Consider the following 23,254-nt stretch of genomic DNA (forward strand, 5'->3'; position numbering starts at 1 on the left):
AAATGGGAGACGTTATTGATATATATGGTTTATCACCTTTGCAAAAAGGAATACTGTTTCATACTTTATACGATCAAGATGATGAACATTCATTTTCCTATATTGTACAAGTAGGCTTCTTGCTCGGGGGGCAATTGGATATTGCTACTTTTGAAAAGGCCTGGGAATATGTTATTCATCGACATGAGGTTTTACGTTCAGTATTTGTGTGGGAGGAAGTAGAAAAACCACTACAAGCGGTTTACCAACGTCTTCCTTTTACTATTCATGAAGAGGATTGGAGCACCTATCCACATGATGAAAGGGCGAAGAAATTACAACAGTTTTTGAATGTAGATCGTAGAAAAGGATTTTTATTGGATGAAGCACCATTGATGAGAGTCACTGCGATTAAAGAGGCAAAAGAGGAAACGAGAATTATTTGGACACATCATCATATTTTGCTAGATGGATGGAGTGTGTCATTGGTCTTTAGTGAAGTGATGGAAGTTTATCTCAAGATGATAAAGGGAGAATTGTTGAATCTTCCTAAACCTCTTCCTTATAAAAAATATATTCAATGGATAAATAAACAAGATCAAAGTCAAGCAGAGGAATTTTGGAAAGAAGAATTAAAAGGGTTCTATGCACCTACTCCATTAGCAATGGAAAGAAAGGAACAAGGACAAGAGAAGGGTTATGGAGAATGTGCTTATCAAGTATCTGAGGAACTTACTGAGAGTTTACAAGAGTGGGTACGAAATAGTCGATTAACGTTGAATACGTTAGTACAAGGTGCATGGGCTTATTTGATGAGTAGGTATAGCGGTGACAGTGACGTCGTATTTGGCGTAACTAGCGCTGGGCGTCCTACTGATTTAATGGGAGCAGAGAATATGGTGGGGCTATTTATTAACACATTACCTACCAGAATTCGATTAACGGATAATACATCAGTAGTAGATTGGCTTCGTAAAATACAAATGAAAGAAATGGAACGAAGACAGTATGAGTATAATTCGTTGATAGATATTCAAGGCTGGAGTGAGGTTCCGCGAAATAGCTCCTTATTTCATACCTTGTATGTGTTTGAAAATTATCCAATTCAAGGTGAGAGAAATGATGATTTAAGATTACTAGATGTTACAAGCACGGAACAAACAAATTATCCTTTAACACTCATTGTAATGCCCGGTAAGAAAATTACTTTAAAGTTGATGTATGATCGAAGCTATTTTAATGAAGAAACAATAAATCTGATTCAGAATCACTTATTGCAAATATTAATTCAGATGACGAAGAGCCTAGATTCAAAACTATTTGAAATTACTCATTTAACAGAAGAAGAACAGATACAGTTACTAGAGGAATGGAATCATACTCAAGTTAATTATTCGGCTGAAGGCATGATTCATACGATGTTTGAGGAGCAAGTTAAAAAAACACCGGAAGCAATCGCGGCTAGTTACGAAAATGAACAAATTACATATAAAGAGTTGGAGAAGCGTGCAAATCAGCTAGCTCATTATTTACAAAAGCATGGTGTAGGCCCAGAGTCTCTAGTTGGAGTATATATGGAACGTTCATTACAAATGATGATAGCGTTATTAGGTATTCTAAAATCAGGAGCAGCGTATGTTCCACTTGACCCTACTTATCCAGAGAGTCGGCTTCGATATATATTAGAGGATGCTGGAATCGAAGTACTAGTGACGGAAGAGAATTCTAAAAATTTGTTTGTATCTGAAAATATAGAAACGATTTGTATGAATAAAGATTACACTGCAATTGAAAAAGAAGAATCAACCCCATGTATAAGTGGTGTAACAGGAGAAAATTTAGCGTATGTTATGTATACTTCAGGATCTACAGGGAATCCAAAGGGAGTAATGATTGAGCATCATTCAGTAATTAATTATCTAGAATGGATGCAACATAAATATCCGCTTTCTGAAAAGGATGTGGTCTTGCAGAAAACGCCATTCTCATTTGATGTCTCTGTTTGGGAATTGTTTTGGGGCATTCACGTTGGTGCCAGTGTATCTTTCCTACCTCCAGATGGAGAAAAAGATCCTTCTATTATAGCTGAAGTGATTAAACAACATCAGGTTACTATAGTTCAATTTGTACCTTCAATGTTATCTGTTTTCTTAGATCACTTCAATCGTATTGAATTGAACATGAATTGTTCGTCCGTACGCCATGTATTTTCTGGTGGAGAAGAACTAAGTTCAGGGTTAGTTAGACGATTTCAACAGAAATGGAATTATAGTGGACAAGTGAAATTAACCAACTTTTATGGACCAACTGAAGCCACTATTTATGTGAATGCATTTGATATTCAGCCTAATCAAGAATTTGTTTCTATTGGGCAGCCAATACAGAACACGCAATTATATGTATTAGACCAAAATCAACGCTTGCAATCAATAGGAATTGAGGGTGAGTTATATATTGGTGGTGCTGGTTTAGCACGTGGATACTTAAATCGTCCGAATCTTACTGCTGAAAAATTCGTTTCGCATCCATTCCAATTGGGGGAACGACTATATCGAACAGGAGATTCAGTAAGATATCTAACTGATGGAAATATAGAATTTATAGGTAGAATGGACCATCAAGTCAAAATGCGTGGTTTTAGGATTGAATTAGGAGAAATTGAAGCCACTTTAGAAAAATGTTCGTTTATTAAAGAGGCTGTCGTATTAGTTAGAGAAGATCGTCCAGGTGATCAACGATTGGTTGCATATGTAATAAGCGATGAAAATACCGAGGAGTGGAGAGAGTATTTACAAAAACAATTACCGAATCATATGATTCCAGCGCACTTTGTAGAGTTAGAACACTTCCCGCTTACTCCGAATGGGAAAATTGACCGAAAGGCCTTGCCAATACCTGATGAGCAAGCTATTGGAGATTTAAATGTTCTACCTCGGACGCCATCGGAAGAGCTTATTGCCTCGGTTTGGGGTCAAGTGTTAGGGATAGAAAATATTAGTATTCAGGATTCCTTCTTTGAACGTGGTGGGCACTCACTACTTGCTACTCAAATCGTCTCTCGGTTACAAGAACTGTTCCAAATTAAAATTCCATTACGTGAACTTTTCAAGCACGATACAGTGGAAGCATTGGCGAAACGAGTGAATCAGTTACGAAAAGAAGATAAAGAACGAGAGGTTGCTCCTCTTGTACCTATGAAACGAGAAGAAGTTATCCCACTTTCCTATGCGCAGAAACGTCTATGGTTTATTGATCAATTAATGCCAAATAGTGCGATGTACAATATTCATGCAGCGTGTCGCTTAACAGGTAAATGGTCAATTGAAGCATTGGAGGTCGGATGGAATCAATTGTTGGAGCGTCATGAATCATTAAGGACGACAATTCTAGAACAAGAGGATGAACCTTTTCAACAGGTTCAATCTCATGTGTTCAGACATATTCCTCAAACGAATCTAACAGATCTTTCTTTGGAAGATAGGGAAAGAGAAATGAAACGCCTTATTCAAAACGAGGCGGAGGAACCATTTCATTTGGGACAAGGTCCTCTGATTCGAACACGAATATTGAAAGTGGACAGGGAAGAATGGGTTCTCATTTGTACGATGCATCATATTATTTCAGATGGATGGTCAATGGGAATCTTACTTGAAGAATGGATGGCTTTTTATGAAGGAGCACTAACCGGAAAACCAGTGGAATTGAAGGAGTTATCTATCCAATATGCAGATTTTGTCATGTGGCAGAAGGAATGGCAAAAAGAGGAGAATTTGAATCAGCACCTTCAATATTGGAAGGAAGAATTATCTGGGGAACTACCGGTTTTACAATTACCGATGGATCGTCCTCGACCTGCAGTTCAAACCCATCGTGGTGCAAGTCAGTCCTTAATAGTGGCGAATTCCCTACAGGAAAAGCTCAAAGATTTAAGTCTGCAAGAAGGATGCACTTTATTTATGACATTGATGGCAGCGTATCAAAGCTTCCTTTCTCGTTATACAGGACAGGACGACATTATAGTTGGAAGCCCAATCGCTAATCGAAATGTGAAAGAGATTGAGGGATTAATAGGATTCTTTGCAAACACGTTGGTTTATCGAGCTGATTTCAGTGAAAATCCGACGTTCCAAGAACTTTTGTCGCAGGTAAGAAAAAAAGCGCTAAAAGCATACGAGTATCAGGACATCCCATTTGAGAAAGTGGTAGAATCCGTAAAACCTGAACGGAATACAAGTCATTCACCAATATTCCAAACTATGTTTACTTTACAGAATACGAAACAAGAGTTTCTTCAGCTATCTGAAAGACAAATGGAACTCATGGAAAGCCATGCTTCTGTTGCCAAATTTGATTTGAGTTTATTTGCTTCTGAGACGGAAGAAGGATTATCACTAACCTTTGAATATAATACTGATTTGTTTAATGATACAACCATTGAACGTATGGCAAGTCATTTTAAACATTGGTTAAATCAAATTGTCTCTCATCCAAAATGTGTACTATCAGAACTGAATATGTTATCGAAAGTAGAATATAAGCAACTACTAGAGGAATGGAATAAATCGCGTGTTATAGATATGGAAGAAAGTACGATTCATACAATGTTTGAAGAACAGGTGAAAAAAACACCAGAAGCAATTGCAGTAGTGTGCGAAGATGAAGAACTAACATATCGAGAGTTGGACGAACGCTCGAATCAGTTGGCACATTATTTACAAAAAAATGGTGTAACATGCGAATCATTAGTTGGGGTTTGCGTTACACGTTCATCCGAGATGATTGTCGGTCTTTTAGGAATTATGAAGGCGGGAGGAGCATATGTCCCAATTGATCCAGCGTATCCGGAAAGTCGACTGCAGTACATTTTAGAAGATGCTCAAATAAAGGTACTGGTGACGCAGGAAAAGTTACAACAAAAAATGGTTATACCTAAATTCGTCAACGTGATTTGTATTGATCGTAATCGAGCAGAAATAGAACAAGAAGTAACTACGGTATGTACGAGTGAAGTGACGGGCGATAACTTAGCCTATATTATCTATACTTCAGGTTCCACTGGAAATCCAAAGGGAGTAATGATTGAGCACAGGAATACAGTAACAATGATTCATTGGGCGCACCACACGTATTCCCGAAAGGAATTAGCGGGAGTGTTAGCTTCAACTTCGCTATCTTTTGATTTATCCGTTTTTGAAGTATTTGTTCCCTTAACGATGGGTGGTAAGGTGATTGTCACTGAAAATGCTCTACATCTAGAGAAGTTGTCTTCCAAAGGTGTGACTTTGGTTAATACTGTGCCATCGGCAGCAAAGGAACTGGTTCGAGCAAAAACAATACCTTCTTCGGTAAAGGTGATGAATTTGGCTGGAGAACCATTGCCATATTCGCTTGTTCAAGATTTATACGAGAGAAATACGATTGAAAAGGTGTACAACCTATATGGACCGTCCGAAGATACTACGTATTCCACGTATATGGAATTAGAAAAGGGTGTCATGCATAGGGTCCCACCGATTGGTAAACCAATATTCAATACAGAAGTATATGTACTAAGTGCTGAACAAAAAATGGTTCCAATTGGTGTAGTTGGTGAGTTGTACATTGGTGGATCAGGATTAGCACGTGGATATTTAAAGCGCCCTGACTTAACGAAAAATCGTTTTATACCGCATCCGTTTAAAGAAGGAGAGCGAATATACCGGACTGGAGATTTAGTAAGGTATTTGCCGGATGGAAATTTGGAGTATGTTGGGCGAATCGATCATCAGGTGAAAATTCGTGGGTTCCGGATTGAACTAGGAGAAATTGAAGCGATATTACAAAGGCATACACTAGTTAACGAAGCTATTGTGATGGTGCGGGAAGATTATCCTGGCGACCCACGTTTGATTGCCTATGTTGTAGGAGACGGAGATGCTCAAAAGTGGCGTGATTATCTCAAGGATCAACTACCAAATTATATGATCCCAGCCTATTTTGTTGGATTAAATGCATTTCCACTCACTCCTAATGGGAAAATTGATAGGAAGGCTTTACCAGCACCAGAGAAACAGGAGATAGCAAGTGGTTATATTGCTCCTCGTACGTCTACGGAAAAAACAATCGTTTCGATATGGCATGAAGTTTTAGGTATGGAAAACATCGGAATTCAGGATTCGTTTTTTGAAATTGGTGGCCATTCATTACTTGCTACGCAAGCTGTTTCTAATCTTAAAGAGGCTTTTGCAATCGACATACCATTGCATGATTTATTTATGTTTCATACGGTGGAGCAATTGGCAGAACAGATTGATCAATTGCTCGATAACAAAAATCAAGAAATGCAGAATGGTAGTAAGGAGAATGTAAGTCTTCAAGACTATATTCAAAAGGAAGCAGAAGTGAGTAATGATGAAGAATTACTGGAACTACTTAAGCAATTAGAAGAGCTATCAGAGGAAGAAGCACAAGGGATATTCGAGAGTAATTTGATTGAGGAAGGGGTAAAAAAATGAGAAGTGATTTACTTGCAAAGCTGAGTTCACTTTCTCCTGAGAAGAGAGCATGGCTTCAGAAGCAAATGCAAAAAAAGGAGAATAAAGAAGCTCTCCCGTTGTCTTATGCACAACAACGTTTGTGGTTTATGGACAGATTTAATCCAAATAGTTCTTTATATAATATTCCAACGGTATGGCATCTAAAAGGAAATTGGATACCTGAAGCATTAGAAAAGGGATTCAATCGACTCATTGAACGCCATGAATCATTACGAACTGTTTTTAAAGAAGTAGGAGAACAACCTGTGCAACAAATTGTCGAATTCCTTCCTAGAGCATTACCTGTAAGAGATTACTCTCAACTTCCTCTAGAAGTAAAAGAAAAAGAGGTAGATAGTTTAATTGCGAGAGAAGCGCAAGAACCATTTAATTTAATGAATGGTCCTTTAGTTCGTAATCAGCTTGTTCAATTAGAGAAGGATGAATGGTTATTACTGTGTACGATGCATCATATTATTTCTGATGCTTGGTCCATTGGTATATTCATGAATGAATTACTTGCTTTCTATGAAGAAGAAACGGGCGGAAATCCTGCTAAATTAAGTTCATTATCCATTCAATATGCAGACTTTGCGAAGTGGCAAAAGGAGTGGTTGCAAGGTGATGTGCTAAATCGTCAGCTTACGTATTGGCAAGAAGAATTATCTGGTGAGCTTCCTATTTTACAACTGCCAGTGGATCGACCTCGACCGGTTAAGCAGACTTACTCTGGGGCTACGCATCACGTAATTTTTCCTTATAAATTGCTTAGTCAATTGAAGGATATAAGTCGACAAGAAGGATCTACTTTATTTATGACTTTAATGGCCGCATACCAGAGCTTTCTTGCTCGTTATACGGGACAAAAAGATATTCTAGTTGGTAGTCCGATTGCAAATCGGAACCATAAGGGAGTAGAAGGATTAATTGGTTTCTTTGTTAATACGTTGGTTTACCGATCAGATTTGAGTGGCATCCCTACTTTTCGAGAGATTTTGAACCAAACAAAGAAAAAGGCGTTAAAAGCTTACGAATATCAAGATATACCATTTGAAAAAGTGGTAGAAGCTGTGCAACCTGAACGAAGCACGAGTCATTCCCCTATATTTCAGACCATGTTTACGCTACAAAATATAAAACAAGAACGACTAGATTTGCCTAATAGAAGTATTGAAATGGTAGAAAGTAATATGTCTATTGCTAAATTTGATTTGAGCTTAACTGCCTATGAAGTGGAAGAAGGTCTATTCGTCTCATTTGAATACAACACGGATTTATTTGATAGTAGTACCATTGCACGTATGGCAGGACATTTTGAGAACTGGCTAAATGAAATCACGTATCATCCAGATGAATCATATACAAAGCTGTCAATGTTATCGGATACTGAGCAAAAACAACTCCTAGAAGAATGGAATGATACGGACGTAGTTTATGGTCATGATTGTATGATTCATGAGCTATTTGAGCAGCAAGTTGCACGGACACCTAATGCAGTGGCGGTAGTTTATGAGGGTGGAAAGCTAACGTATCAAGAACTGAATGAAAAATCGAATCAATTGGCACATTTTCTACAAAAACGAGGTATCGGACCTGAATCATTAGTCGGTATATGTATTGAACGTTCTCCTGATATGATTATTGGTCTCTTTGGGATTTTGAAAGCAGGTGGGGCTTATGTCCCACTGGACCCAAGTTATCCCGAAAACCGCCTGAGATACATTTTGGAGAATTCACAAATTCAAGTGCTGTTAACAAAAGAGGCACTACAGGACTGGTTACCTAAAGATATTCGAGCAATTTGTTTAGACCGGGATCAAGTAATGATTTCTAAAGAGAGTAATTTAGCTCCGGTGAGTGGAGTAACAGCAAATAACTTAGCCTATATTATATACACTTCGGGTTCGACGGGAAATCCAAAGGGGGTAATGATTGAACATCATTCCGTTATCAACCGTCTACAGTGGATGCAGAAAAAATACCCATTGTCCGAGGACGATACAATCCTACAAAAGACACCGTTTTCATTTGATGTTTCTGTCTGGGAATTATTTTGGTGGTCATTTGTAGGAGCACGTGTTTGTTTACTTCCACCAGGAGGAGAGAAAGATCCTGTGGTGATTGAGGAGTATATTGAACGATATCGTGTGTCCACCATGCACTTTGTTCCGTCGATGTTATCTACTTTTTTAGATTATATGGAACTATATAATTCGAAAAGGGATGTATCGTCTTTAATTCAAGTTTTTACTAGTGGAGAAGCGTTAAACACTGAGCAGGTTCGCCGGTTTAAGGGGATCTTTTACAATGTTCAGCAAACAAAGTTAATTAACTTGTATGGTCCTACTGAAGCGACTGTGGATGTGACTTATTACGATTGTGATTTAGAAAAAGAGGCAATGCTTATTCCGATTGGTCGTCCGATTGATAATACAGAGTTGTATGTGTTAGATCAATATCAACAAGTGGTCCCGATTGGTGTGGCAGGGGAACTTTACCTTGGAGGAGTAGGATTGGCACGTGGCTACTTCAATCGACCGGATTTAACTACTGAACGTTTTATTCCGCATCCTTTTAAGGACGGGGAACGATTATATCGAACGGGTGACTTGGTGAGATATATGAATGATCGTAACTTAGAATATATTGGAAGAATAGATAACCAAGTCAAAATTAGAGGATTCCGAATTGAATTGGGAGAAATTGAAGCAGCTTTACATGATCACTCATCTGTAAAAGAGGCAGTCGTGTTGGTGAAGGAAGATCGACCAGGAGATAAGCAGTTAGTAGCTTATGTAGTGGGTGAAGGGGATACTGGAGAGTGGCGTGAATATCTCAAGAAGCAATTACCACATTATATGGTTCCGGCATACTTTTTCCAAATTGAAGGTATGCCACTCACTCCAAATGGTAAAGTGAATCGGAAAGCATTATTGGAATTAGAAGAACAGTTCATAAGTGAAGATATTACTTCATCACGAACACCAGTGGAGGAGCTCATTGTTTCCGTTTGGAGCCAAGTGTTAGGAATAAAAAATATTAGTGTGCAGGATTCCTTTTTTGAAATCGGTGGTCATTCACTACTAGCTACTCAAGTAGTGTCACGTTTACAGGAAATTTTTCAAATCGAATTACCAGTACGTGAACTATTTGAATATACAACGGTGGAGTCACTGGCAAAGCGATTAGAACAGCTACGTAAAGGAGATAAAAAACGAGAGATTCCGCCACTAATACCGATGGAGCGAGGAGAAGCTATTCCACTATCTTATGCCCAACAACGTTTATGGTTTATTGATCAATTTACACCTAATAGTGCCCTTTACAATATGCCAATGGTATGCCGTCTTACAGGGAATTGGCTACTTGAAGTATTGGAAACGGGATGGAATCAACTAATAGAACGTCATGAATCACTGCGGACGGTCTTTCAAGAAGTGAATGGTCAACCCGTACAGCAAATTAAATCGTATGCTTTTCAATCAATTCCGAAAACGGATTTAACTATGCTTTCTTCTGAAGACCGAGAAGAAGAGGTTAAACGTTTCATTCAACAAGAAACAGAAGTGCCATTTGATTTAACAGAGGGTCCATTAATCAGGACGAGTATTTTGCACGTGGGAGAGGAAGAATGGATACTCCTTTGTACTTTACATCATATCATTTCAGATGGATGGTCAATGGGAATCCTACTTGAAGAATGGATGGCATTTTATGAGAAAGCAACGGATGGAAAGGTGGCGGAACTTGAACCATTACCGGTTCAATATGCCGACTTTGCTCAGTGGCAAAAAGGATGGCTGAAGGAGGAAGTGCTTGATCAACAACTTCAATATTGGAGGGAAGAATTGTCTGGGGAGCTTCCTGTACTCCAACTTCCTATGGATCGCCCGCGTCCTGCAATACAAACTCATCACGGGTCGACATACACTCTAGTTTTGCCAAGCACGCTACATGATAAATTGAATGAACTTAGCCGAAAAGAAGGGGCTACACTCTTCATGACGCTGTTGGCTGCGTATCAAAGTTTTCTATCTCGTTATACGGGACAAGAAGATATTTTGGTCGGAAGCCCAATTGCGAATCGGAATTATAGAGAAATTGAAGGACTAATTGGTTTCTTCGTTAACACGCTGGTTTATCGAACTAATTTGAGTGGTGGACCGACATTTCAAGATGTACTGTATCAGGTTCGTCAAAAGGCATTGAAGGCGTATGAATATCAAGATATCCCATTTGAAAAAATTGTAGAAGTTGTGCAACCGGAGCGAAGTACAAGTCATTCGCCAATCTTCCAGACTATGTTCATCTTGCAAAATATGAAACAAGAGTTTCCGGTGTTATCTAGTAGAAGTATTGAAATGATAGAAAGCCATAGTCCAATTGCAAAGTTTGATTTAAGTGTGATGGCAGTTGAGACAGAAGAGGGATTACTTTTTACTTTTGAATACAATAAGGATTTATTCAATGCTACTACTATTGAACGGATGGCAGGACACTTTGAGAAATGGCTATATGAAGTTTCTCATCGCCCACAAAATCCGTTGCATGACCTGAGCATGCTATCGGAACCCGAGCGTAATTTGTTATTAGAAACATGGAATGACACTGTAATGGAAATGTCCCATCAGGGTCTTATTTGCGAAAGATTTGAGGAGCAAGTAGCAATGCGTCCTGATGCGATTGCGATAGTTGATCAAACAAAACAGTGGACTTATGGTGAACTGGATATACAAGCAAATCAGTTGGCAAATGTTTTACAGCGAAAGGGAGTAGCCCCAGAGTCAGTGGTGGGAGTTTATCTTCCGAGGTCAGCAGAGCTAATGGCAAGTTTACTAGGCATTTTAAAAGCTGGTGGAGCTTATGTTGTTTTAGACCCGTTGTATCCAAAATCAAGGTTAGAATACATGATTGAAGATGCAGGAATTCAATTTGTAGTGACGGCGGAAGTACAAGAAGGACATTTCGCACACGTCGAAATGGTGAGGTTAGAAGAATTAACGGTGGAAAGCGTAATTGCACCTACACGTCAAATAAATCCAGAGAACTTAGCCTATATTGTCTATACCTCTGGTTCTACAGGAAAACCGAAGGGTGTTATGGTTGAATATCGCTCATTAATGAATATGGTTTCTTGGCATCAAGAAGTTTATCGTATTTCAGCAGAGGATCGTGCGACTCAGATTGCAGGGGTTGCTTTTGATTCGGCTGTCCAGGAGATTTGGCCGTATCTAACTGCTGGTGCAGCACTCTACTTGTCAACAGAGGAACTGAGAATTAATCCAGAAGCACTAAGGGACTGGCTCATTGATTCACGAATAACAGCTAGTTTTGCACCTACGCCTATTCTGGAAAGACTCTTGAAATTATCTTGGCCAGATAAAACGGATCTTCGTTTTATCATTACTGGTGGGGATCAATTAACACAGTATCCATCTAACGATATTCCTTTTGCGGTAATTAATCAGTATGGTCCATCGGAAAATACCGTTGTTACCACAGATTGTTATGTACCTGTAGGAGTGACAACAGGTACGCCATCGATTGGTCGACCGATTGCGAATACAGAAGTTTATGTGTTAGATTCTCATCTTCAGCTAGTACCAATTGGTGTAATTGGAGATCTCTATATTGGAGGGAAGAGTCTTGCACGTGGATATGCTAATCGTCCGGATCTTACAAAGGAAAAATTTATTCCACATCCTTTCAAGTCAGGAGAACGTCTCTATTATACAGGAGACAAAGCAAGTTATCTTTCTGATGGTAATCTCCAGTTCCATGGACGTATAGATGACCAAGTGAAAATTCGTGGTTTCCGGATTGAATTGGGAGAAATAGAAGCTGTTTTGCAGGCGCATTCTTCTGTGAAAGAAGCTGTTGTATTGGTGCGAGAGGATAATCAAGGTGATAAGAGATTAGTAGCTTATGTAGTTGGTGAAGGAAGTGTCCATGAATGGCGAGAACATCTACAAACACATTTACCTAATTACATGGTTCCAACAAACTTTATTGAGATGGAATTTTTACCACTTACACCGAATGGAAAACTTGATTTGAAGGCATTGCCTATACTTAGTGAACAATCCGCTGAAAATACTGTATACCCAAGAACTCCGCTGGAAGAACTTATTGCTTCAGTGTGGAGTCAAGTGCTAGGAATAAGAGACATTGATGTTCAGGATTCTTTCTTTGAGCTCGGTGGTCACTCTCTACTTGCTACACAAGTGGTCTCACGCTTACAGGAGGTCTTTCAAATCAAATTGCCAGTACGTGAACTGTTCGAATATTCAACGGTCGAGGCATTATCGAAACGAATAGATCAGTTACGTAAGGGGAGCGAAAAACGAGAAATTCCACCATTGATGCCGATAGAACGAGGGGGAAATATTCCACTGTCTTATGCCCAACAGCGCTTATGGTTTATTGATCAATTTGCACCTAATAGTGCACTTTATAATATGCCAATGGCATGCCGTCTTACAGGGAATTGGTTACCTGAGGCATTGGAGTTGGGATGGAATCAGTTGATAGAGCGTCATGAATCTTTGCGGACTGTATTTTATGAAGAGGATGGCCATCCTATCCAGCAGATTCAACCGTACGTTTTCCGTCCGCTTCTGCAAATGGACTTAACTAAGCTTTCATTAGAGGAGCGAGAAAGAAAGTTGGAGCAATGGATTCAAACTGAAGTCGAATCTCCATTTGATTTAGAACAAGGGCCATTGTTCCGTGGGAAACTCATAAGAATTTCAGAAGAAGAATGGATTCTTCTGTGTAATATGCATCATATTATCTCAGATGGATGGTCGATGGAAATCTTACTTCAAGAATGGATGGCATTTTATGAGAATGCGATTGGTGAAAAACAAGCAGAGCTGGAACCACTACCAGTTCAATATGCCGATTTTGCTCAGTGGCAAAGAGAATGGTTGAAAGATGAATTACTATATCAACAACTTGCGTATTGGAAGGAAGAATTATCCGGTGAGTTACCAGTCTTAATGTTGCCAATGGATCGTCCGCGTCCGCCAGTGCAAACCCACCATGGATTAACTCATAATGTTTTGTTATCGCGCTCATTACTGGATAAATTAAACGAACTAAGTCGTCAAGAAGGGGCCACACTTTTCATGACCTTATTGGCAGCGTATCAAAGTTTCCTTGCTCGTTATACGGGACAAACGGATATTATTGTTGGTAGCCCAATTGCAAATCGAAATTATCGAGAAATTGAAGGACTGATTGGTTTCTTTGTCAATACATTGGTTTATCGAGCTGATTTAAGTAATGCACCGGCATTTCAAGAGTTGTTGTCTCAAGTACGGATAAAAGCATTGAAGGCGTATGAGTATCAAGATGTTCCGTTTGAGAAAATTGTAGAGGTTATCCAACCTGAACGAAATACAAGCCATTCTCCGATTTTCCAAACCATGTTTACTTTGCAAAATACGGGACAGAAGCTACCAGAACTACATGGAAGAAATATAGAAGTAATGGAAAGTAATGCCCCTATCGCTAAGTTTGATTTAAGTTTAACTGCTGCAGAAGTGGAAGAGGGTTTATTACTTACTTTTGTTTATAGAACTGATTTATTTGACAGCTTAACTATTGAATCCATGGCTGAACATTTTGGGAACTGGTTGAATGTAATCGTGGAGAATCCTGATAAATCATTAGCTAAGTTGCCTATATTATCAGGATTACAGCAAAAACAGTTGGAAGAGTGGAATAATGATGCTGTAGCATATCTACAGGAAAGTACGATTCATCAGCTGTTTGAAGAGCAAGTAAATCGTACACCTGATGCGGTAGCAGTGGTAGATGAAAAACAGCAGTTAACGTATCGAGAGCTGAATGAAAAAGCTAATCAATTGGCCCACTATCTTCAGCAATGCGGAATTGGGAATGAATCATTGGTTGGACTTTGCTTTGAACGTTCAGTTGAGATGGTTGTTAGTATTATGGGGATTTGGAAGGCTGGAGCAGCCTATGTTCCATTAGAACCATCATATCCAGAAAGTCGCCTACGATATATTTTGGAGGACACTGGAATTCAAGTATTAGTTACGAACGAGTCATTGGAAGACTGGATACCTAAAGAAATGAAGATAGTTTGTCTAGATAGGGATCAAGCAATGATTTCACAAGAAAGCATTCTTTCACCAAAATGTGAAGTAACAGGAGAAACCTTAGCGTATGTTATCTATACTTCAGGATCAACGGGGAATCCAAAGGGTGTCTTGATACAGCATCATTCTGTACTAAACTTGTCACATGGTTTACAAAAAGAGGTTTTCGAACATGAGATACCATCTAACATGCATGTCGGTTTAAATGCGTCAATTGCCTTTGATGCATCTATCCAGCAATTACAAATGCTGCTTTATGGTTCAAGTTTGTATATTATTCCAAATGAAGTACGAAGTGATCCGGAGCAGTTTGTAGCTTATATTAGGGAGAACAAGTTAGAAATCTTTGATATAACACCTTCATTGCTTCAATTACTTATAGATGTCGGATTGTTAGAAACGTGCGATGGCATTCATGTTCCAAGTAAGGTACTGGTTGGTGGTGAAGCAATTATGCCGTCATTATGGGAACAGCTAGTAGAGACTGATAAAATACAGTTTTATAATGTATATGGTCCTACAGAATGTACGGTTGATGCAACATGCTATCATATCAAAAAAGATAGTAAGAGAGTAACAATTGGGCGTCCATTGCCTAACGTCCAAACTTATGTATTAGATAGAAATAGGTTACCAGTTCCAGTTGGTGTGATGGGGGAACTTTATATCGGAGGAGCAGGTCTAGCAAGGGGGTACTTGAATCGTCCAGAGTTAACATCCGAACGATTTATTTCTCATCCATTCAAAGAAGGCGAGAGGTTATATAGAACAGGCGATCTTGTGAGATATCTTCCAGATGGTAATATAGACTACTTAGGAAGAATGGATAATCAAGTGAAGATTAGAGGATTTCGAATCGAACTTGGGGAGATTGAGTCGACTTTACAAGAGCATGACTTGGTAAAAGAGGTAGTTGTAATAGTTAGGGAAAATCAGTCGGGAGATAAGAGATTAGTAGCTTATGTAGTGGGCGAAGGTAGTTTAGAAGAATGGCGAGAGTATCTTAAAACAAAACTGCCAATCCATATGATACCTTCCTACTTTGTCGAAATGAAAGAATTACCGCTAACCATAAATGGAAAGGTTGATCGGAAATCGTTACCTATACCAGATTATCAAGGAACACAAGAAGGCTACGCGGCCCCAAGAAATGAACGTGAACATAAGCTTTCTATCATTTGGGAACGTGTGCTAGGTTCAAAACGTATTGGTATTTATGATAACTTTTTTGAAATTGGTGGAGATTCAATTCTTAGCATTCAGATTGTCTCTCGTGCAAAGCAAGCTGGTTTACAGTTGACACCAAAACAACTATTTGAACACCAAACGATTGCTGAGTTGGCGCAAGTAGTCAAAGAAGAACAAGGTGTACAAGCTGAACAAGGAATTATAACTGGAGAGACGATACTTACACCTATTCAGCAAAGGTTTTTTGCACAAAATCATCCTAATCCACATCATTGGAATCAATCCATGTTCTTTAGAACGAAAGAAAAATTGGACATAGGATCACTGGAAAAGGCAGCGCGTAGCCTTCTACTTCATCATGATGCCCTGCGTTTAAGATATGAACGTTTACCTAATGGGACTTGGGAACAGTGGAATGAAGGAATTAAAGAACAATTGATGCTGACTGTCATTTCATTAGACGAAGTGCCGGAAGCGGATTGGCATGAAGTTATTCAAAAAGAGATTAATGTTGCACAAGAAAGATTGAATTTACATGATGGTCCTTTAATGAGAATGGTGTATTTTGATGAAGATGAGAAGACTGGCCGATTATTTTGGACAATTCATCACTTAGCTGTGGATGGTGTTTCTTGGCGAATTTTATTGGAAGATTTGCAAACAGCGTATACGCAAGCAGTCCAAGGACAAAAAAATCAATTACCTATGAAGAGTACATCTTTTAAAGAATGGTCGGAGAAATTACAACATTACGCTGAAACTGGAATATCAAAAGAAGTGCTACATTACTGGGAGCAGCAGGCTGAACAAGACGTAGTTATACTGCCAGTAGATGGTACTATAAGTAATCCAGTAAGCGCAGTAACTGAGGAAATTACTGTGGTGTTAAACGAGAATGAGACCCGTATGTTATTGCAAGAGACTTTAAGCACTCACCGTGTCCAAATCAATGAAGTATTATTAGCAGCATTGGTACAAGCTACAGCAGCATGTACGGGGCAGCCGATATTAAGCGTAGATTTAGAGGGACATGGTCGAGAAGAGATTATTGAAGATGTTGATTTATCGAGAACCGTGGGATGGTTTACAAGTATTTACCCAGTTCATTTAAATATTACTAATGCTAATACGCCAATTGCAGCATTAAAAGCAGTTAAAGAACAAGTTCGCAAAATTCCTAATAAGGGTGTTGATTATGGGGTGTTGTGTTACATGAACGCAACAATGTGTGAGCAATTAAGCTTCCAATATACACCGTCTATTAGTTTTAACTATCTTGGACAATTTGACCAATTGTTTTCTAGCGATGCAATGTTTATTCCAGAGAACGAATTTAAGCGTTTAGATCATGCTGCCGGTTCTAAGCGATCGCATGTAATTGATGTAATTGGGGTTGTAACGGATGGAAAACTTCAATTCACTTGGGTATACAATGTTGGACAATTTGCCAAATCAACGATTCAAAGTATTGCACAGAATATGCTATATCAACTGAGTACATTGATCCAATTTTCAGATAGAGAATCTGCACTGACCATTTCGGATTTTGCAATGGCTAATCTTAGCCAAGAAGGTTTGACAAATGTACTAAACAAAATGCATCGCGGAAAGAACAATCAAATTACTGATTTATATCCATTATCACCTTTGCAAGAAGGTATGATTTTCCACACATTGCATGACCAAGGGGATGAACATGTTGCACCGTATATAGTGCAATTGAGTTTTATGATTCGAGGGAAAATGAATATTCCTACATTTGAGCAGGCGTGGAAATCTGTAATTCAGCGGCATGAAATTTTTCGTACAGCATTTGTATGGGACGAAATTGAAGAACCTGTACAAGTGGTGTATGAAAATATCCCATTTAAAGTGAACAAAGAAGACTGGCGTACAATGACGAGTGAAGAGATAGAGGAAAAAAGAAAAGTCTTTTTGGAATTAGATCGAAAACAAGCCTTCCAATTTGATGAAGCACCATTGATGCGGGTAACAGTCATTCAAGAAGGTGAGGAAGAATATCGGATTGTTTGGACCCATCACCATATTTTACTGGATGGATGGAGTTTACCATTAGTATTTAATGAATTACTTACAGTCTATCAAAAGAGAATGAATGGAGAAGCTGTGAAGTTACCTAAGTCCTCACCATATAAGAAATATATCCAATGGCTCAGAGAACAAGATAAGGAGCAGGCGGAACAATTCTGGAGAGAGAAGCTAAAAGGTTTTACTGCACCAACTTTACTGGGCTTAGAAAGTAAAGAGGAAGAAAAAGGTTACACAGAGAAGGTTACGTATTTATCAGAAGAGCAGACTCAAGCGTTACAAGGATGGGCGAAACGCAATAAACTTACTTTGAGTACAGTAATTCAAGGTGCATGGGCATATCTCATGAGCCGATATAGTGGAGAAAATGACATTGTTTTTGGTGTAACAAGCTCAGGGCGTTCTACGGAGATTATTGATGTTGAAAACATCGTAGGTCCTTTCATTACAACGTCACCGACGCGAATTCAATTGATGGATGATATAAAATTAATAGATTGGTTGCAGAAGATACAAGAGGAAGAGATAGAAAGAAGACAATATGAGTATGCTTCTTTGACAGAGATTCAGGCGTGGAGTGAAGTTCCTAGAGGAATACCGCTGTTCAATAGTTTATATGTGTTTGAAAATTATCCAGTGAAAGAGGAGTCTTCAGAAAATCTGGAAATTGGTGAATTGGAAGGGGGAGAAGAAACCCACTACCCATTAGGGTTAGCTGTAGTTCCAGGAATCCAGTTATCGTTAAAGTTAATGTATGACCGTAGTAAGTTTAATAGAGTAACCATTGAACGAATGCTGGGTCATTTACACAAAGTGTTAATGCAAATGCTCAAAAACATTGATCAAAATCTATCGGAGCTAGTATATATTACGGAAGCTGAACAAAGAAAGCTATTGGAAGAATGGAATAATAATACTATATCCTATCCACGTGAGAATGCAATCCATCAACTATTCGAAGAGCAAGTAAATCGTACGCCTGACGCGTTGGCAGTGGTAGATGAAAAACAGCAACTAACATATCGAGAGCTGAATGAAAGAGCTAATCAATTAGCCCATCATTTACAGAAATGTGGAATTGGGACAGAGTCATTAGTTGGCCTTTGCTTTGATCGATCAGTTGAGATGGTTGTTGGTCTAATGGGAATTTGGAAGGCCGGAGCAGCCTATGTTCCATTGGATCCATCGAATCCGGAAAGCCGCCTACGATATATTTTAGAAGACACAGATATTCAAGTGTTAGTTACGAATGAGGTATTAGTGGGCTGGATACCTAAAGAAATCAAGGTAGTTTGCCTAGATAGGGATCAAGCCATGATTTCTCGAGAAAGCAAACTTTCACCAACATGTGAGGTGACAGGGGAAAACTTAGCGTATGTTATCTACACTTCTGGTTCGACAGGGAATCCAAAGGGGGCTTTAGTACAGCACCATTCTGTAATAAACCTATCCTATGGTTTACAAAAAGAAGTTTTCTCACATGAAATACCTAATAATATGCGCGTCGGTTTGAATGCGTCAATTGCCTTTGATGTATCTATTCAGCAATTACAAATGTTGCTTTATGGTTCAAGTTTATATATTATCCCAAGTGAAGTTCGCACTAATCCGGAACAATTTGTGTCCTATATTAGGGAGAATAAATTGGAAATGTTTGATATGACACCTTCATTACTTCAATTACTTATAGATGGAGGATTGCTAGAAATAAGTGCTGATGTTCATGTACCAAGTAAGATATTAGTCGGTGGTGAAGCAATTATGCCGTCATTATGGGAACAGCTAGTAGAGACAGAAAAAATTGATTTTTATAACGTATACGGTCCTACAGAATGTACGGTTGATGCAACATGCTATCATATCAAAAAAGATAGTAAGAGAGTAACAATTGGCCGTCCGTTGCCGAACGTTCAAACTTATGTATTAGATAAAAATTTGTTACCTGTTCCAGTTGGTGTAACAGGTGAGCTATATATTGGGGGTGCAGGTATAGCGAGAGGATACTTGAATCGCCCAGAATTAACAGCAGAGAGATTCATCCGTCATCCATTTAATGAAGAAGAGCGTTTATATCGTACGGGAGATTTGGTTCGTTATTTACCTGATGGTAATTTAGATTACTTGAGAAGAATTGATAATCAAGTAAAAATTAGGGGCTTTCGTATTGAACTTGAAGAGATTGAAGCGAATCTAGAGAGGCATCCATTGGTAAAAGAAGCAGTAGTTTTGGTAACAGAGGATAAATTAGGAGAGCAGAGATTGGTTGCTTATGTAGTTGGAGATGGTAGTATGCATGATTGGCGTGAATATCTCAAGACACAAGTACCGAATTATATGGTTCCCGCACACTTTATTAAGGTAGACGAGATTCCTCTTACAACGAATGGAAAAGTTGATCGAAAGGCATTGAACAATTTAACTATTTTAAGAGAAAATAACTTTTCTACACCAATCATTCCAAGGGATGAAATTGAATATCAGTTGATTAAAATCTGGCAGGATGTGTTACAGATAGAAGATGTCTATGTAAATGATGATTTCTTTAATAGAGGAGGACACTCTCTCCTTGTAATTAAATTAGTTTCAAAAATTAGGGAGAAGTTTGGAAAAGAGATTAAGGTGTCTACATTGATTAAGAATCCAACAGTGGAAGGAATCGCATGCCTTATTCGTGATAAGCATGATATGACGAAATCAGTAGCAGCGCTAGTTCCACTACAAGAATCAGAGAAAAGACCTTTCTTCTGCGTTCATCCGTTTATGGGGAATGTATTCTGTTACATTCAACTAGCAAGATTGCTTAAGAGCCGTTGTTCATTTTATGGTTTACAGAATCCTCTTATAGAAAAGAAAGAAATTGACGAGTTAACTTTGCCGGAAGTAATTCAACTTTACATGGAAGAAATAAAACGTGTTCAGCCAGAAGGTCCATATCGTCTTGGAGGATGGTCTTTAGGCGGTACGATTGCTTATGAAATCGCAACTGTATTAAAGAATCAAGGTGAGGAAGTTGAGTTGTTGGTACTCATGGATACTAAAGTACCTTCAAAGCAGGATCATAAAACAAGTGAGGATATGCTCTCATATATATATGAGCATTTCATTCCTAGAGATCTTACTGAGCAGGAAGGAGACCTTGTCCATAAACAAGATATGCTTGTGGAGCAATTAATTATGGAAGGAGTACTCACGCCTGATGCAGATCTTATCAATTTGAAGCAAGTTATCAATGCGCATAGGAAATGCCTGAACATAATGGCAGAGCATGATTTAATACCATACTCTGGAGAAGTTCTCTACTTTAGTGCTGAGGAAGGAAAAGAGTTGTTTACAGATTGGGGACCTTTATTAAAAGGTAGAGTAAATAGGTATTCAGTCCCTGGATCACATGAAGAAATAGTGGATTCACCTGCAGTTGAAAAAATAGCTATGTATCTACTAAATGAATTTGAAGGAATAAAAGAGAAATCCATTTTATTAACGGAAAAGTAGAGAGTATAAAAGATGCAATGCAATGAACGAAAAGGGTAGACCAATACCTGCATATCAAGTGTAGGGAATAATGAATATATTAAGAGCATTACTTTTTAAGGGGATAATGTAAAAAGTAATTGGTAGAGACATAGAAATCTTTATGAGTTACCCATAGTATGATGTAAATACTATGAAATCTTTGTAATAGAAGCGAATGCCTGATGATATTACTGAGGAAAGGTGCATATTTTCATTGATATGTAAATATGCACCTATTCTATTGTATATGCAATAGAATAAAGTTAATTTGAATTTCCGTAACGTTCATATATGAAGTAATTCTTTAAAAAAGGAAGTGATTTATTATACAAATTCAAGCTGTGAAAATACCAAAGAATATTGAAAGTCATTTGTTTAAGCAACTTAGTAACTTAGTTTCAAATGAGAAGAAAGAACGAATGAAGCGTTTATTAAATTCATGCGACATTAATAGAACTCTAATAGGAGATTTACTAATCCGATCTCTAATCTGCCAAAAGTATAAAATTAATAATAAAGAAATTAGATTTATATATAATAAGTATGGAAAACCTTTTGTTGAAAAAATTTCTGACTTTCATTTTAATGTGTCTCATTCAGGAGAATGGGTGGTTTGTACTACTGCTAATTTTAACGTGGGTATTGATATAGAAAAAGTTTCAGAAATAGAGGCTTTTAAATTAGCAAAAGAATTTTTTTCAGCGGAAGAATTTTATGATATATCTAATATGAATTCTAATGAAAAAATTAATTATTTTTATGATTTATGGACATTAAAAGAAAGCTATATAAAAACGATTGGAAAAGGGCTTTATACCCCATTAAATTCATTCTCTATAAAAAAAGAATCACGAACTTCAATTTCATACAAGAATATACCTAAAAACTTTTACTTTAAACAATATAACATTGATCCAAATTATAAGTTATCTGCTTGTGCAACAAGAGATGAATTTCCGCAAGAGATAATAATTAAAGACATTTATACAATTTGCCAAACTATATACAAATTTGAAAGTAAGGAGAAAATCAATGCAGAAGACTAAACTTTTTTGCTTTCCACATGCTGGGGGATCTGCGTTTAACTACGCAAAATGGAAAAATTACTTTAATCCATATATTGAAGTAGTCCCGATAGAATTAGCTGGTAGAGGATATAGAATTGAAGAAAGCTTGTACCAAGGTATGGAAGAGGCCGTAAATGATGCCTACACTAGTATAGTTAAGCAAATAGACGCTTCACCGTACATTCTATTCGGGCATAGCATGGGGAGTTTGATTGCTTATGAAGTAGCTAGAAAAATACAGGGTTCTAATAACGAATTACCCGAATTTCTTGTTTTATCCGGTAGAAACCATCCAAATAGTAAAATAAAAAATATCCGATATAATCTTCCTAATGAACAATTTAAAAGAGAAGTTATTGCAATGGGAGGTACACCATCTGGGGTACTTCAATCAGAAGAATTAATGGAGATTTTTCTCCCTATTTTAAGAGCAGATTTTAAGATTGTCGAGACATATATTCATGAAAATAATATACAACCATGTGATATTGATTTTCTTATATTTAATGGGAAAAATGATGAATTTACTACATATGATCAAGTAATAAAATGGAAGCAATATACAAGTAAAACGTGTACTTTTCATTCTTTTGAAGGTAGTCATTTCTTTCTAAATGAAAATATTGAAGAAATAGCAAAGAGTATTATAGGAAAATTAAATTCTAAAAGATTATCAACTAGTTTTTAGGATTTTTCTAAGTATGCTCATGCCTAAGAAACAAAAATATGAAAGATGAAAAATACAGGCATTGCTGAAATATTGTTGAATATATGCATAGAAGCCTAAACGAACTGTTTAAAGGTAGAAACTCTA

Annotated in this window: 4 protein-coding genes; all 4 read left to right on the forward strand. The window is 37.9% G+C overall.

Annotated elements, in window-relative coordinates; translation table 11 throughout:
- Nucleotides 1-2: 2 nt before the first annotated feature.
- Nucleotides 3-6,473 (forward strand): non-ribosomal peptide synthetase, encoded by a 6,471-nt coding sequence (locus tag MR160_RS11410; RefSeq protein WP_242297372.1) that lies wholly within the window; start codon nt 3-5, stop codon nt 6,471-6,473.
- Complete coding sequence (locus tag MR160_RS11415; RefSeq protein ID WP_242297374.1) at nt 6,470-21,352, forward strand: non-ribosomal peptide synthetase; 14,883 nt, start codon at nt 6,470-6,472, stop codon at nt 21,350-21,352. The genes MR160_RS11410 and MR160_RS11415 overlap by 4 nt, the downstream gene beginning before the upstream one ends.
- Nucleotides 21,353-21,714: 362 nt before the next feature.
- Entirely contained in the window at nt 21,715-22,419 is a 705-nt protein-coding gene (locus tag MR160_RS11420; protein ID WP_000701210.1) for a 4'-phosphopantetheinyl transferase family protein, read from the forward strand.
- Nucleotides 22,406-23,128 (forward strand): thioesterase II family protein, encoded by a 723-nt coding sequence (locus MR160_RS11425; protein ID WP_001172926.1) that lies wholly within the window; start codon nt 22,406-22,408, stop codon nt 23,126-23,128. Before MR160_RS11420 ends, MR160_RS11425 begins: the two co-directional genes overlap by 14 nt.
- The last annotated feature ends 126 nt before the right edge of the window (nt 23,129-23,254 follow it).

It is taken from the genome of Bacillus cereus group sp. BfR-BA-01382 (assembly GCF_022663475.1).
GTDB lineage: Bacteria > Bacillota > Bacilli > Bacillales > Bacillaceae_G > Bacillus_A > Bacillus_A thuringiensis_S.